This is a genomic window from Corynebacterium sp. ZY180755 (assembly GCF_054331495.1).
Genome location: NZ_CM135811.1, coordinates 962,531 through 976,905, shown reverse-complemented (window position 1 = coordinate 976,905; position 14,375 = coordinate 962,531). Strand labels below are relative to the sequence as shown.

Below are 14,375 nucleotides of genomic sequence, written 5' to 3'. Positions count from 1 at the left end.
AACGGCTCATGACTTGGTTAAGTTCCGCCACCCAACTTTTAGTTAATCTCCACCACTGTTCGTCCATGGCCTGCACCATCCAGAAGTACCTGCCCTTTGTCAGCCACATCATCGAGGGTAATCACCTCGGTCATGGAGCTGAGAATCTCCCGATCCAATGTAGAGGCGATGAGCTGCCACGCTCGCTCGCGCGCCTTCTTCGGCGCATCCACGGAGTTAACACCGGTAAGGGTTACGTTACGCAGGATAAACGGCAACACGGTGGTATCTAGCTGCGGTGATGAGGCAAGGCCTGTGGAAGCCACTACGCCTCCCCACTTAACTTGGGCAATGAGGTTTGCAAGAGGGACTCCGCCCAAGGTATCGACTACGGCGTCGAACCGTGCCTTTTGAAGCGGGCGACCAGGCTCGCTCACCTCGGCGCGGTCTAGGATCTCGTCCGCGCCGATGGAGCGCAGGTACTCACTTTGCTCATCCACACGCCCGGTAAGAGCTATCACGTGATAACCCAGTTGGTGCAGGAGATTGACAGCAATGGAGCCCACGCCACCGGTAGCGCCGGTGACCGAGACGCGCACATCTTTGGATGGCGAAGCCAAGCCGTGGTCGCACAGCGCATTCACGCACAGCGCAGCAGTGTAACCAGCCGTACCTACAGCGGCCGCCTGTTCCGCGGTGAGGCCTTCAGGAACAGCTACAGTGGACTCAGCAGGCACGCGCTGGAGACTGGTGTATCCGCCGTGGCGGAACTCTCCGAGGCCTGCGCCATTGCACGTGACCAGCTGCCCCTCCTTGAATCCTCCGGCCTCGTGAGTAACGGTGCCCACGGCATCAATGCCAGGAACAAGTGGGCTAATCCTCATCACTCCCTTATCACCGGCTAATGCCATAGCATCCTTGTAATTAAGGGAAGAGTGGCTCACCGCGATTTCTACGTCGCCTTCCCCCAGCCATTGCGCAGGATCGGAATCCGTGTGGTGGATTGCGCCGTCATCGGTTCGTTCAACATAAAGGGTAGTCATGCGCCCCACAATACAGATCAAAGCCCAGACCATGTGGTCTGGGCTCAAAAGTCTGTCAATCAGAGGTGACTATACGCGGGTGTGAATCAGCATCTGCGCTTCATCATCGGTCTCGGCTGCGGACTCAATGGAGGCACGCAGCTGGGAACGGCCTCGGTGGATACGGGAACGAACGGTACCCATCTTCACACCCAGAGTTTCTGCAATTTCCTCGTAGCTCATGCCCACCACGTCACACAAAACAACCGCAACGCGGAAGTCTGGGCTTAATGCATCCAGCGCTTCCTGCAGGGCCGGATCCAAGTTGGCTACGTTGTAGGCCTGCTCTGGGGTCATGTCTGTACCCGGCACGCGCTCGTAATCCTCTGGCAGCGCTTCCATCCGAATCCTAGTGCGGTGGCGGACCATGTCGAGGAAGAGGTTGGTGGTGATGCGGTGCAACCAGCCCTCGAAGGTACCCGGCTGGTAGTTCTTCAGAGAGCGGAACACACGCATGAAGGTTTCTTGCGTGAGGTCCTCCGCGTCATGCTGATTACCCGCTAAGCGGTAAGCCAACCGGTAAACGCTGTCAGCATGTTCCGCCACGAGTTCACCCCAAGACGGCATCTCACCAGAACCGGCGTCAAAGGCCGCCGTACCGGTGAGCACCTGATCCGTCGCAGAATCATCGATTGCGACTGGACCATTACCTTCTCGTGATGCACCCTTGGCCGTTGTTTTCATGTGTTCAATTGTGCATTACCTTTCTCCCAAAAACCAGTCAGCTTCCTTGGAAAAAGCTGGCAGTCTCAAACTGTTGCCAAATGGTTATAAAAAGATCCAATTCGCGGCAGAAGCGAACACATGCCTAGTGCTTGCCTAGGAACGCTTTGCACTCCCTTTTGCCACACAAAACACAATCCTTTACATCTGTATCAACCTTTGCCCCATAGCGGTGTTGTGCAGTTTTAAGTGCGTGTTTGCTCCTACAATGAGCAGCGTGATTAACTCAGCTAACTCTGCGCTCGCGTCCTACATCGAGGACACCACCGTCTCCTCCCCTGTCCTCGAGGCAGCTCGCGAGGACGCCACCGAATTCGGTTTGGCTATCCCAGATGCCATGACGGGCCAATTTCTGTCTGCACTCGCAGCCGCATCTCAGGCTAAGAGCGCAATCGCTGTCACCCCTGCGGCATCCGTAGTTGGCCTACACCTCATGAATGGGTTGAGCGATGACGCCATTCTCAGCTGCATCGATCCGGAGCCTGAACACCAAAAGCGCGCCAAAGAGACCTTCCGCGACGCCGGTTACCCATCCTCTCGCTTCCGTTTCCTGCCATCGCGCCCACTCGATGTGATGGGACGGCTTGCTACCAACTCCTATCAGCTCATCTACGGCGAGCTCTCTCCACTGGAACTCAAGCAATTTATCGACGCAGCCCTACCGCTGCTGTCGTCCGGAGGCGCTCTGGTTCTGGCGGATTCCCTCCTTGACGGAACCATCGCAGACTCCACCCGCAAGGATCGAGATACCCAGTCCGCGCGCGAAGCTGATGAATACCTAGCCAACCTAGAGGGCGTTACCGTCTCTCGCCTCCCACTGGGAGCGGGCCTCACTTTGGTAATTAAGAAGTAGTCCGCGTTACAACGGTGCACGATCGCAGCGCGTGCACCGTTTTTCTCTTCCCAGGGTGCGGTGTGCTTGCGTAGCTTCCTCCGTGCACCCACAGTCCCCCGCCACGAAGAAGCCCACCGTGAGCGATGCTCACGGTGGGCGCGTCGACAAGCGGGGCCTGCCGAGGTTTGCTCCCGCACGTTGTCGTTCGCTGCTACTTCACACTCCATGCTGTGGCGGAGCGAGCATCAGGCAAACGTCTCCGGTTGCCTCCTAGAATCCCGGCTGCTGGCGAAGATCCTGCTTCAGAAGCCACATATGCCCGTGGCCGGTGAGCACCTGCTCACCGGCCACGGTTTGTGCGTTTGTTTTAAGAAACGATGACGTTCTTACCCACTACCACTACGCCGCCGGCGCTAATAGTGAAGTTCTGAGCCGCGTCACGGTCACGGTCTACGCCAATAACTGCGCCGTCAGAGACCACCACGTTCTTGTCCAAGATTGCGTGGCGGACGATGGCACCTTTACCGATGCGCACGCCCGGCATGATCACGGAGCCTTCAACGGTTGCGCCTTCCTCAACTACAACGTCCGTAGACAGCACGGAATTGCGTACGGTACCACCGGAGATGATGCAGCCCTGGGCAACCATGGAAGCTTGAGCGATACCGCCCTGCACGAACTTTGCTGGTGGCAACTCGCCCTGGTCGGTGGAGTGGATTGGCCACTGCTGGTTGTACAGGTTGAACACAGGGTGTACGGAGATGAGATCCATGTGCGCCTCGTAGAAGGCATCGATGGTGCCCACGTCACGCCAGTAACCCTTGTCCCTCTCCGTTGAGCCTGGAACCATGTTCTTGGAGAAGTCATACACGTGAGCCTGGCCCTTGGACACGAAGTAAGGGATGATGTCCCCGCCCATGTCGTGAGTGGAGGACTCGTTTAGCTCGTCTTCCTTCAGGGCATCGATGAGATCCTTGGTGGTGAACACGTAGTTGCCCATAGACGCGTAGGTGACCTCAGGATCATCTGGGGTACCCGGTGGGTCTGCTGGCTTCTCAAGGAACTCTGTGATGTTGCCTTGGTCATCGGACTGGATACAGCCGAAAGCCGTTGCCTCATGTCGCGGCACGCGGATACCTGCGACAGAGACGGACGCACCGGATTCGATGTGCTCCTTGACCATCTGTTCCGGGTCCATGCGGTATACGTGATCCGCGCCGAAAACAATGACATACTCCGGCTTCTCGTCATAGATCAAGTTCAATGACTGCAAGATAGCGTCCGCTGAGCCCTGGTACCAGCGCTTGCCTAGGCGCTGCTGTGCAGGAACTGATGCGATGTACTGGCTGGTTGGGCCAGTGAAGTTCCACGACTGGGAAATGTGACGGTCAAGAGAGTGCGACTTGTACTGGGTCAAGACGCAAATCTTGAGGTAGCCGGCGTTGACCAGGTTGGAAAGGACGAAGTCAATCAGACGGTAGGTGCCACCGAAAGGAACCGCCGGCTTCGCGCGATCCTCGGTGAGAGGGAACAAACGCTTTCCCTCGCCGCCTGCAAGGACAATTGCTAGTACATTGCTTTGGCTCTTCACATCCTCCAATTTAACCCCATTTAGGCGACCCCGCTTAGGAATAGGCAATCCTTTTCCAAACCCCCACACATTCGGGTCATTTGCGGGCTACCATTTTGAATTATGAAAGTTGCGATGCTGACAAAAGAGTACCCACCAGAGATCTACGGCGGAGCAGGCGTTCACGTGACTGAGCTGACCCGCTACATGCGTGACATCGTGCCAGTGGAGGTGCACTGCATGGGCGCGCCACGCAATGAACCTAATGTCACCGTGTACGGCGTTGACAAGGCATTGGCCAACGCCAACCCAGCAATTAAAACTTTGTCTACTGGCCTGCGCATGGCCGAGGGCGCGTGCCAAGCTGATGTTGTCCACTCCCACACGTGGTATGCCGGACTGGGTGGCCATTTAGCTGCGCGTTTGCATGGTATTCCTCACGTTGTCACTGCACACTCCTTGGAGCCTGATCGCCCATGGAAGCGGGAGCAACTCGGCGGCGGCTATGACATTTCATCATGGTCTGAGCGCAACGCAATGGAATACGCGGATGCTGTTATCGCAGTGTCGTCCAAGATGAAAGATGCTGTGTTGGACGCGTATCCAAACATTGAACCTGACAAGGTTCATGTTGTGCTCAACGGCATCGACACTGAGCTCTGGCAACCTCGCCCAACGTTCGACGACGCCGAGGATTCCGTCCTGCGCCAGCTAGGCGTGGACCCCTCCCGCCCGATCGTGGCTTTTGTTGGCCGCATCACCCGCCAGAAGGGCGTTGAGCACTTGGTCAAGGCGGCTCGGCACTTTGACGACGGAGTCCAGTTGGTCCTGTGCGCTGGTGCTCCTGACACCCCTGAGATTGCAGCCCGTACCGAGCAGCTCGTGACCGAGCTGCAAGCAGAGCGTGACGGAATCATCTGGGTCAAGGACATGCTGGATAAGTTCAAGATCCAAGAGATTCTCTCCGCGGCAGACGCCTTCGTTTGCCCGTCAATCTATGAGCCACTGGGCATCGTGAATCTTGAGGCCATGGCCTGCTCAACTGCCGTTGTTGCATCCGATGTCGGCGGCATCCCTGAGGTTGTTGTTGACGGCGAAACGGGCACCCTGGTCCATTACGACGAAAACGACACGGAAGCTTTCGAGCGTGACATCGCAGAAGCTGTCAATACCATGGTGGCAGACCGTGAGCGTGCCAAGAAGTTCGGTGTTGCTGGACGCGAGCGCGCTGTCAATGACTTCTCTTGGGCCACCATTGCTCAGCAGACCGTAGATATCTACAAGTCCCTCATCTGAGCGGATTACCCATCAGCCGTGACGCCGTGGAAAAAAGACCACGGCGTCACGGTTTTTGGTATTCCCAGGCGTGCGTGGGAAAAAACTTTTTTCGCAGTAGATGAAAGTTTTTACGAACGTGCGCCCTGCCTGAACAGCGGAAAACGATTGTGTATACAAAAACAGCGGAGGTGCTTCAATTTTCCGCAGGTTGGGGCGCTGCAAAATTTGCGGTGTGTGGCTACGCTGGGGTGGGATAAGCCCTCCAGTGGGCCCTTTGTTCATTTCTCACTGAGCTCACAAAGTGCGCTCGGTCGCTAGAAATCATTAGCACGATACAAGGAATACGCTTTTATCATGACCCACCGTCCTGAGCTCCACATCACTCCGGAATCCGGCATTCTTGAGGCACCAGCCGGCGCCCTGTGGGAAGGCAATACGTGGCATGTCTTCAGCCAGTACCGCACCGCGCCAGGCGAGGGTGCTCGCTGGGCACACCAGACCAGTGAGGACACCCCATTCTCCTTTGACATCTGCGACGATGCCCTAGCCCCTGAAGAAGACGAGATCTCCTTGCGCGCCGGCGCTGTCACTAGCGTGGACGATGAAGTAGCGCTGTACTTCACCGCCGTCACTGACTCCGGCGGTTGCATCAAGCGCGCTGATGTCCTGGATCTGGAGGCTAGTGGCTCCGAAGTCTCCGACAACCCCCTTGCTCTAGACCCGCAGGTGCAACGCCGTGGCACCGTTGTTGACGATTCGCATGGCGGCGGCCGCTACACCAAGTTCCGTTCCCCGTGTGTGGTCCCAGATTGGAAGACCGAAACTAACCGAAGCGACGGGCACTCCGGCTGGATCATGTTGGCGGTGGCAAACGCCGACGATACCCCTCACTTGGTCATCCTTGAATCCGAGGACGGTCAGGAGTGGGAGATGGCTGGCGAACTCAGCTTCGTAGGTGATACTGGGCTCAACGGTTCCATGCTGGCGGCACCCCGTATCATTCGCTTGCGCGACGAAGTAGACGGCGAAATTTATGACATCCTCATTGTCACCATCGAACACAATGACATCGACGTATCCGGATACCTGGTCGGCCGCTTGGTAGGCACCGAATTCACCGTGACCTCGCCATTTTGCCGCTTAGACTACGGTCACGATTTCACCCGACCACGCAACACCAACCTCCCCTCCACTGGTGCTCACGACACGCAGCGGTATAATTTCGCCTCACTATTCGGCCTCATGAACGGCATTGGCCGCAAAGACAGATTCGAGCGCCACTCCCTGAGCTGGGACGAAGAGGGCTGGGCAAACTGCCTGACCCTGCCACGCCGGCTCACCCTCGAGGGTGGCCGCATCTTCCAGCGACCAATCACCGGGCTATTGGACGCGGTCTTGCTTTCCGACGCCGCCAGCATGTGGATCGGCGTTGCTGAAATCCCCTCCGGCGAGGACGTCACCATCACGCTTCGCGATTCCAGCAACAACGTGGCAGCTGTCATCACCCACCGCGGTGACAGCATCGAACTAGACCGTTCTATGAACTCACGCCACGAGGGCGACGCAGTTGCCGTAGCGCCACTGGCGGAATCAGACACTGATTCGCTCACCATCGTGGTTGACGGATCCACCGTGGAAATTTACGCCGACGGCGGCCAGATCGCCATGGCAAGCCGTGTCTACTTCGACGGCACCTGCGAGCGCTACGATGTCTCCTACTCGGATGGAGCTGAGCTCCTCCGCGCAGACGAAATCCGCCCACGCTAAAACGATAGGCGGCCCCTGCTCAAATGAACTAGCTCCTAAAAGTGAACTGCTCCCCATTAGTTGGACTGGGAAATCGGATACCTACTGATGGGGAGTGGTTCATTTCCGGACAGGGACATTAATTAGCCATACCGAAGCCAGCGACGTTTGTTCCTCCGAATGAAGGAACGGAAACAAACATGGCCCGCACAGCATTGAGTCCGGCAGCAGCCTTACGCTTCTCCGATTCCGTCAACCCAAAATTCATGCTTAAAGTACTACCGATCCACTCAGCCCTGGATGCGATATTGGTATGCCACATCAGCATGTCTTTGCCGTCCACACAGGAAGGGTTGTAGCCCCCTCCTGTGTGGATTGCGTAGATGGTTGACCCGATATAAACGGGAGCTCCTGAATCACCGCTGCACGATCGTGAGGGGTTACAGACTGTGCTTCGAACAGATCGGTATAGACTGCGGACCCGAAGTCTATCTCGTCACGACGGGCGACAATCGTCGTGGTCGCAGACGACGCATACTCGTGGGTCTCTCCGTACCCCCCGTCAGCATTGCCTGCTGGCCGATGTCGAGCGGATCCTGCGCTACATCGAAAATATCCGCTTCAATTCCCGGCCCCACCTCAATCAGCGCAACATCATCCGTATCCGACAGTGTGTAGATTCCGGCGATCCCAGCCCGCTGCCCATCAAACTGCTCTAAATAACCATCCATCGACGGGTTCTGAGAGACGCAATGGTGCGCAGTAAGCCAAAACCCATCCCCACATAACTCACGGTGCACTCTCTGCGAACCTGAGGAGAAGCATCTGCGCTGGCAGGGGTTATAACGAGCCACAAGGCAGCAATTCGATTGTCGTCCACGGGAGTAGTACTCGTCGCCTGCAGCGACGGCCGATCATCCGCCACAGCGTGAGGAAATCCAGTTACAACGCTCGCAATAGTCGCGACAGTCAGCAGAGTCCCGCCACATTTCTTCCCGACCCTCACGTCCCCGATCCTCTTCCTTGCCGAGAAATAAACACTATTTTCACTTAACTAACATTTTTGAAAATTGCTCTGCGACTACGGCAGGTAACTTGTAGCCTAAGGGTAGTCAGGCAGGTCACAACAACGGGAATTCAGGAGAATTCAATGAAACCGCAGGTGAGGAAAAGGCTGGCCGGTTTATCCGCCATTGCCCTCATGTCCGCCACCAACGGGGAAATCGATCTGGATGCCGACGGTAGGTCTGGCGTGTATCCCTCCGATGTCAGAGATGACGATCAGGTTTCACCGTACTGAAACACGGTGTGGTAGACAAAGGTATGCCTGTGGCAACGACGATCAAAACTGTCTTTTCCTCCGTGGTCTTTTCGGGACTTCTTGTCCTATTGACGGGTTGCTCACCAGCAGGAGAGGGAGGTTCGATGGCTCCGACAGCGCAGGACTGGTCAGAGCCGGGTAACTACATCGTCTCTTACGGCCCGGTTCTTCAACCCTTTGGGAGTAACAGTTCAAACAGCTACTACCTCTATACACCTTCAGGGCGAGAGATTGGCCACGTAAAAGGCTCCGGTAGCTGGACTCCGGTAGCCCTCCCGACAAGTGGGGGCAGCTACCTCTACTTTGCCGAGTCAATACAACAACATGGTCTGCACAACGGTTCCGTTGACATCCACGACTACGACCCCATCACGTATTTCGGATCTTCTCCCGAAGGCTCGATGGCGATTGCCATTATCAACTCATCACAATCAGACACATTCGCCCACCAAGCAATCGTCCTGAAGGAAGATGGGACCACTTCAACTCACGATCTCCCCTTAGTTCCACACTCTCTCGCTGTCGGTGAGAAACATGCCATCATAATCGGATATACGCCAAACGGGACAGCTAGCGACAGAAGAATGTTTCTCTTGGGTGCCGAAGGAAAGGCCAGGGAAATCGCGTTTCCTGATGGATACGAAGTGAACGCCCCTGATTTTAAGTATCCACACGTCAACTATCTGGGGGCTGGGCTCTTCGAGGTTCTCCAAGGGCGAGCGGAGGGAAACCGAACTTTTCTCACCGCTTTCGAAGTCCGTGTGAGCGAAGACAACACGCTCGATACTCAGCAAATAACGGAGCACGCGATGACGCTCTACGACGATTTTGCAGTCACTCGCACCCTGCAACGAGGTGAAAACGGGTTCATTGACAACGAAGGCAGAGTGTTCATCAATAGAAGGGATTCTGCAGATCCAGAGTTAACGGGAACGATTAAGGGATTTTCCGAACAACAGTTCATTCCCGTGAATTCCGCTGGCGGCGACCCCAAATTCGCACTGGAAAAGGGCGGAAAAATTGAAGTGCGGAGCTGGAACGCCCCGGAGAAACCGTTGACGACCATCTCCTACCGCACTGAAACGTGTAGAGACTCGAGCTGCGGGATATCCTCTATATCCGAAATTAGTTAGTAGCAAGCTGGAGGATAATTCCTCCGCTTACGATAGGTTCTTGTACAACGTTGTCCGCCCTATTCCTAGACGGCGCGCCACCTCGGCCTTCGGCACCCCATCAGTCACCCACTGACGGGCATGAGTGACCTAGGCGTCGGTGAGCACTTTCGCACGCCCCTTGTACACCCCACGCGCTTTCGCCCGGGCTATCCCTCAGTCTGCCTCTCCTTAATGATGGAGCGCTCGAACTCCGCTACTGAACCCATTAACCCCAACATGAGCTCGGCAATCGGGTCCGCCTTCGCGGAGTACGTCTGCCCCTCGCGCAGGAACCTCACCGAAACCCCGCGGCCCACGAGGTCCTCTACGGTCGTGCGCAGATCCACCAATGAGCGGGCAAGACGATCCATGCTTGTGACAATAAGCTGATCGCCCTTACGTAGATACCGCAGCACCTCCTCTAATGAACTGCTCCCCATTAGTTGGACTGAGAAATCAGATACCTACTGATGGGGAGCAGTTCAAAAGCAGGGCCGTTAGTTTTTACGCCTTTTCGAAGCGCGTGATCATGGCACGCGCGGTCACGTCCATCGTGGTTGGCAAAGTGGCAATGCGTTCAGCCAGAATGTTTGGGTGAATGTGACGTGCAGACGGGCTCATACCAATCTGGGTGGCAATAGAACCCTGATCTAAGTGCATGGTGAATTCCACTGGAGTAGGCTCACCCACCGGCTTCAAGTGGCCAGCAGCTTGATCGATCATTCGCTGCACCTTGCCCTCTTCTACACCGATGATGCCCAGCGGCTCGCGCAGCTCATCCAGGTGTCCCTGCGCAGCGGTGAGAACAACTACCTCACCACCCGGCTTGAGTACACGCGCGAATTCGCTGGCGTTACGCGGGGCAAATACCACCGCGATCGCGTCAATGGATGCATCGCGGATGGGTAGGTTAGCCCATGCATCCGCAACCACAGAACCAACGCGGGAGTGGCACTTGGCCAGGAGCTTGGCCGCAGGCACAGACACGTCCAGTCCGATGCCGCGGGAGCCGTCAATAGAGTCCAGCATGTGGGAAAGGTAGTAACCCGTTCCGGCACCTACCTCAAGTAGTGCTGGTTCGGCATCGTCAGGTACGCCGGCATCATCAATGACATCATGCACAGTGGCCGTCACGGCCTCAACAAACGGCGCGAAGTGGCCGCCGGACAGGAAGGTCTCACGCGCGCGGATCATGTCAGTGTCATCGCCGGAGTACCGCAAACCGGCACCGGCCGCTAAAGTAACGTAACCTTGCTTAGCCACGTCGTAGGAGTGACCAGACTCGCTAACGAGGCGGGAGAAATCATCCTCGCCATGCAGTGGGGTGAGGTCCGCTGGGTCAGCCAACAAATCAATGACATGTTCAAGCACGAGACGAAAATCTCCTCTAAGTTAGGTGCAGCACAATGCCTTAACTCTAGCGCCCAGCAATAGACAAACGAAAACCCACAACCATTAGGGGGCTGTGGGTGGGTTAAGAGGCGTTTCTAGGAGGAAACATCCGTCAGCAGGGCGCCTAGCTCCGCCGCCTCCTCCTGATTAAGTTCAATTACCAAACGGCCTCCGCCATCAGTAGGAATTCGCATGACAATTTTGCGGGACTCAATAACTGCTTCCATTGGGCCGTTTCCAGTACGTGGCTTCATCGCTGCCATTGATTTCTCACCGTTTTCTCAAAAGATTGTTGTGCCTGTGCTCAGTTCTCCCCAAACAAGAAAAACTGCATCTCCAACCAATTCTACCCCCACATTGGAGTTCATGGGGTGACGATTTAAATTTTTCTCATCAAACCGGCTAGACTCACAAAGTTTTAGCTTTTCGGCTCCGCATCTACAGTCCCCGGTGAAGGTGTGACGTACGATCCGCGCGCCTTGGCAAGCTGGGCCATCAAATCCTCGATGACTGCATCAACCTGGTCCTGCCGGTAACCGCGAGGCACTAGGTCAAACTGAATCTCTCCCATCCTTCCCGCTGCGATAGCACGAGAATTGTTACGAATGGTCTCTGCGCTGGAAACCGCCGGCTCAATGGGCTCTCCCCTACCAAAAATCTTGGAGAAAATCCCCGTCAAGAGGATGATCATGATGATCAGGAGCAGAATGAGAAGGATCCAGCTCAACATGGGTTCCTAGCCTTTCGTACGTCGCTTTTGTGGTGGAGATTGTAACTGAGCTCACCTGTCTTTTATATTCCCGCCAGTGGAGGGCGCTGTGGCACCTCAATGTCTAGGGCGTGAGCTCGGCTGAGAATGGTGGTTGCCACCACATCTGCCATCCGGGACAGCTCATTCAGTGGCCTGTTGCGGTGGACGCGGTCGTTCAAGTGCACCTGCCTGATGGAATCGGGGCCGCAGGAACGCAGTACGTCAATGATCAGCCCAACTTCAACACCGTAGCCGCCCACAAAAGGCAACTGCTGCGCAACGCTTCTTCTAATCGCGTATTCGCCACCTAGCGGCTGATTGATGTGCCCCAGCTCAGGGAAAAACACGCGCAGAAGTGGCTTAGCGGTCAGCTCTGTCACTCGACCGCCACCTGTAGGTTTTCCTTCAAAGGTTCGGTTGTAATCTGCTTTCACCAGCGCTACGTCTGGATCTTCAAACGGAGCGGCCAGAGCCGGCACCACGTGCTCATCAAGACTTCTTAAATCTGCGTCGATAAACACCACAATATCGCCGCGAGCGGCGGCGACTCCACGCCACAGGGACTCGCCCTTACCTGCCACCGGGGGAATGTCGGGAAGCACCTCCCGCCAGTTCAGGACTCTCGCCCCGGCAGCGGCCGCCACGCCTCTCGTATTGTCCGTGGAGTCTGCATCAATAACGATGACCTCTCCCGGCTCACTGGCAAGCACCGTGCTCACCACGCGCCCCACAGTGCGTTCTTCATTCAGAGCGGGAATGACCACGCTGACGTTTCTCACGCCAGCCCCCGTGTGGTGTCCAGTGGGGGCACGCGTCCCTCAATCGCGGCGGTCATGCGAATGGTGTCTACCGTTTCAGCCACTTCATGCGAGCGGAAAGCAGCTACGCCCCGCGCTGCAGACCAAGCGGTTGCTGCGAGCGTTCCTGCCACTCGGTCGCGCACGTCGCGGGCAAGCGTCTCACCAATGAAGTCCTTATTGGACAACGCCATGAGCACGGGCCAGCCGGTAGCTACGATCTCATCGATGCGGCGCAAAAGTTCAAGGCCGTGGAAGGTGTTCTTGCCAAAATCATGAGTGGGATCGATCAGAATCATGTCCTCAGGCACACCAAAACCTACCGCACGTTCAGCCTGTGCAACGGTCTCCTCGATGACGCTGCGCACCACATCATCAAAATGCACTCGGTACGGCCTGGTTCGTGGAACCACACCGCCAGTGTGAGAGCACACGTAGCCCACGCGGTAATGGCCAGCCACTTCGGCAAGGCCCGGGTCATGGCCTGCCCACGTGTCATTGACCAGCGTGGCCCCCGCCTCAATGGCGGGCGCCGCTACCTCACTGCGCCATGTGTCCACGGAGATGGTCACGCTTGGATGCGCATCGTGAACTGCCTGAATGACTGGCACCACGCGGTCGATCTCCTCGTCCGCGGACACAAAGTTACCCGGTCCTGCTTTCACGCCGCCGATATCTACGATGCTGGCGCCCTGCTCGATTACTGTTTGGGCGCGCGCAACCGCCGCATCCAGTTCGTTAGTTAGCCCCTTGTCATAGAAGGAGTCTGGCGTGCGGTTGATGATAGCCATGACCACCGCTAGGTTGTCCGGCCCCAGAAATGCTGATCGTGCCACTATAAACGTGCTTTACTTCTTCGACTTCTTTTTCTTGGACGTGGATCCGGTTGCACCCTTCGCCGCCTTGGCCTTCGCCTTTTCCCGTTTGCGCATAGCCTTGGTCTTCTCGCTGAGGGGGTGAGCCTTGAGCTTCTTCTGCTTCAGGTCAGCGTGGATCTTCTGGATGTACGCAATAGCCTCGTCTGGGGAGTCAGTAAGCAGGAATAGGTCTGGATCATCGGCATCAATCATGCCCTCGCCCACCAGGCGGTCCTTGATCCAGTCCACGAGTCCGCCCCAGAAATCGGTGCCCATGAGAACGATCGGGAAGTTGGTTACCTTTCCTGTCTGCACCATGCAGAGAACCTCGAACATTTCATCCAAGGTGCCAAAACCGCCAGGCAGGCAGACGAACCCCTGTGAGTACTTGAGCAGCATGGTCTTGCGGGCAAAGAAGTAGCGGAAGTTAACACCCAGATCTACGTACTGGTTGAGCCCCTGCTCGTGGGGAAGCTCAATTCCTAAGCCCACGGACAACCCATCGTTTTCAAACGCCCCGCGGTTGCCGGCCTCCATCAGGCCGGGGCCACCGCCGGTGATGACTGCATAGTTGGCGTCGGCAAGCTTCTTGCCCACCTCGCGACCAAGCTCGTAATACGGCTCGCCTTCTTTGGCGCGCGCGGAGCCAAAGACGGTCACTGACGGCGGCATCTCAGCGAGGGCATCAAATCCAGTCACGAACTCGGACTGAATGCGTAGGACACGCCATGGGTCTGCGTGCAACCAGTCGTGATCCGCGTTAAGTTCCAACAGACGCTGGTCATAGGTGGAGGTCTGATCGCCACCAGTCCGGATCAGCATGGGTCCGCGGAGAGTTTGATCACCGCGGTTGGTTGGCGTAGCTGTGGGCTTCTTCTTGCTCATGAGTA

At 56.5% G+C, this 14,375-nt stretch carries 16 protein-coding genes; 4 read left to right on the top strand and 12 right to left on the bottom strand.

Features of this window, described 5'->3' with window-relative positions:
- Positions 1–38: 38 nt before the first annotated feature.
- Both ACXM2N_RS04645 and sigE read right to left on the bottom strand, forming a co-directional pair.
- Complete coding sequence (locus ACXM2N_RS04645) at positions 39–1,022, bottom strand: acrylyl-CoA reductase family protein (protein ID WP_458490478.1); 984 nt, start codon at positions 1,020–1,022, stop codon at positions 39–41.
- Between the two features lie 69 nt (positions 1,023–1,091).
- Entirely contained in the window at positions 1,092–1,745 is a 654-nt protein-coding gene (gene sigE, locus ACXM2N_RS04640; protein ID WP_458490476.1) for an RNA polymerase sigma factor SigE, read from the bottom strand.
- Positions 1,746–1,992: 247 nt separating this feature from the next.
- Here sigE and ACXM2N_RS04635 point away from each other — a divergent pair, with 247 nt between their 5' ends.
- A complete protein-coding gene (locus ACXM2N_RS04635) occupies positions 1,993–2,637 on the top strand; it encodes an O-methyltransferase (protein ID WP_458491014.1) in 645 nt (214 codons plus the stop codon).
- A gap of 349 nt (positions 2,638–2,986) precedes the next feature.
- Here the strand turns inward: ACXM2N_RS04635 and glgC are convergent, their stop codons facing one another.
- On the bottom strand, positions 2,987–4,210 hold the full coding sequence (glgC, locus tag ACXM2N_RS04630; RefSeq protein WP_458490474.1) for a glucose-1-phosphate adenylyltransferase: 1,224 nt from the start codon (positions 4,208–4,210) through the stop codon (positions 2,987–2,989).
- 102 nt (positions 4,211–4,312) lie between these two features.
- Between glgC and glgA the strand changes: the two genes are divergently transcribed.
- Together glgA and ACXM2N_RS04620 are read left to right on the top strand one after the other, a co-directional pair.
- A complete protein-coding gene (gene glgA / locus ACXM2N_RS04625) occupies positions 4,313–5,485 on the top strand; it encodes a glycogen synthase (RefSeq protein ID WP_458490472.1) in 1,173 nt (390 codons plus the stop codon).
- A gap of 336 nt (positions 5,486–5,821) precedes the next feature.
- Complete coding sequence (locus ACXM2N_RS04620; protein WP_458490470.1) at positions 5,822–7,234, top strand: GH32 C-terminal domain-containing protein; 1,413 nt, start codon at positions 5,822–5,824, stop codon at positions 7,232–7,234.
- A gap of 118 nt (positions 7,235–7,352) precedes the next feature.
- Here the strand turns inward: ACXM2N_RS04620 and ACXM2N_RS04615 are convergent, their stop codons facing one another.
- Entirely contained in the window at positions 7,353–7,481 is a 129-nt protein-coding gene (locus ACXM2N_RS04615; protein ID WP_458490468.1) for a hypothetical protein, read from the bottom strand.
- Between the two features lie 1,061 nt (positions 7,482–8,542).
- Here ACXM2N_RS04615 and ACXM2N_RS04610 point away from each other — a divergent pair.
- Positions 8,543–9,667, top strand: coding sequence for a hypothetical protein (locus ACXM2N_RS04610; protein WP_458490466.1), 1,125 nt, complete (start codon positions 8,543–8,545; stop codon positions 9,665–9,667).
- A gap of 27 nt (positions 9,668–9,694) precedes the next feature.
- On the opposite strand, the gene ACXM2N_RS04605 is transcribed toward ACXM2N_RS04610, so the two are convergent.
- From ACXM2N_RS04605 to ACXM2N_RS04570, 8 genes are all read right to left on the bottom strand, one after another.
- Entirely contained in the window at positions 9,695–9,748 is a 54-nt protein-coding gene (locus ACXM2N_RS04605; RefSeq protein ID WP_458491013.1) for a helix-turn-helix domain-containing protein, read from the bottom strand.
- A 107-nt stretch (positions 9,749–9,855) separates the two neighbouring features.
- Positions 9,856–10,059, bottom strand: a complete 204-nt coding sequence (locus tag ACXM2N_RS04600) for a recombinase family protein (RefSeq protein ID WP_458490464.1) — start codon at positions 10,057–10,059, stop codon at positions 9,856–9,858.
- A 133-nt stretch (positions 10,060–10,192) separates the two neighbouring features.
- Entirely contained in the window at positions 10,193–11,059 is an 867-nt protein-coding gene (locus tag ACXM2N_RS04595; protein ID WP_458490462.1) for a methyltransferase domain-containing protein, read from the bottom strand.
- Positions 11,060–11,175: 116 nt separating this feature from the next.
- Complete coding sequence (locus tag ACXM2N_RS04590; protein WP_458490460.1) at positions 11,176–11,343, bottom strand: DUF3117 domain-containing protein; 168 nt, start codon at positions 11,341–11,343, stop codon at positions 11,176–11,178.
- A gap of 155 nt (positions 11,344–11,498) precedes the next feature.
- On the bottom strand, positions 11,499–11,810 hold the full coding sequence (locus tag ACXM2N_RS04585) for a DivIVA domain-containing protein (protein WP_458490458.1): 312 nt from the start codon (positions 11,808–11,810) through the stop codon (positions 11,499–11,501).
- 62 nt (positions 11,811–11,872) lie between these two features.
- A complete protein-coding gene (locus ACXM2N_RS04580; protein ID WP_458490456.1) occupies positions 11,873–12,610 on the bottom strand; it encodes a glucosyl-3-phosphoglycerate synthase in 738 nt (245 codons plus the stop codon).
- Positions 12,607–13,464: a dihydropteroate synthase gene (gene folP / locus ACXM2N_RS04575; protein ID WP_458490454.1), complete on the bottom strand. Its 858-nt coding sequence runs from the start codon at positions 13,462–13,464 to the stop codon at positions 12,607–12,609. The genes ACXM2N_RS04580 and folP overlap by 4 nt, the downstream gene beginning before the upstream one ends.
- Before the next feature lie 12 nt (positions 13,465–13,476).
- The gene (locus tag ACXM2N_RS04570; RefSeq protein ID WP_458490452.1) at positions 13,477–14,370 is read right to left on the bottom strand and encodes an LOG family protein; all 894 of its coding nucleotides are present in this window, start codon (positions 14,368–14,370) and stop codon (positions 13,477–13,479) included.
- Positions 14,371–14,375: the final 5 nt, after the last annotated feature.

Excerpts from the sequence above, each read along its gene's own strand:
- ACXM2N_RS04645 (WP_458490478.1), bottom strand. The coding sequence starts at position 1,022 with ATGACTACCCTTTATGTTGAACGAACCGATGACGGCGCAATCCACCAC.
- sigE (WP_458490476.1), bottom strand. The coding sequence starts at position 1,745 with ATGAAAACAACGGCCAAGGGTGCATCACGAGAAGGTAATGGTCCAGTC.
- ACXM2N_RS04635 (WP_458491014.1), top strand. The coding sequence starts at position 1,993 with ATGAGCAGCGTGATTAACTCAGCTAACTCTGCGCTCGCGTCCTACATC.
- glgA (WP_458490472.1), top strand. The coding sequence starts at position 4,313 with ATGAAAGTTGCGATGCTGACAAAAGAGTACCCACCAGAGATCTACGGC.
- ACXM2N_RS04620 (WP_458490470.1), top strand. The coding sequence starts at position 5,822 with ATGACCCACCGTCCTGAGCTCCACATCACTCCGGAATCCGGCATTCTT.
- ACXM2N_RS04615 (WP_458490468.1), bottom strand. The coding sequence starts at position 7,481 with ATGAATTTTGGGTTGACGGAATCGGAGAAGCGTAAGGCTGCTGCCGGA.
- ACXM2N_RS04600 (WP_458490464.1), bottom strand. The coding sequence starts at position 10,059 with ATGGATCGTCTTGCCCGCTCATTGGTGGATCTGCGCACGACCGTAGAG.
- ACXM2N_RS04590 (WP_458490460.1), bottom strand. The coding sequence starts at position 11,343 with ATGGCAGCGATGAAGCCACGTACTGGAAACGGCCCAATGGAAGCAGTT.
- ACXM2N_RS04585 (WP_458490458.1), bottom strand. The coding sequence starts at position 11,810 with ATGTTGAGCTGGATCCTTCTCATTCTGCTCCTGATCATCATGATCATC.
- ACXM2N_RS04570 (WP_458490452.1), bottom strand. The coding sequence starts at position 14,370 with ATGAGCAAGAAGAAGCCCACAGCTACGCCAACCAACCGCGGTGATCAA.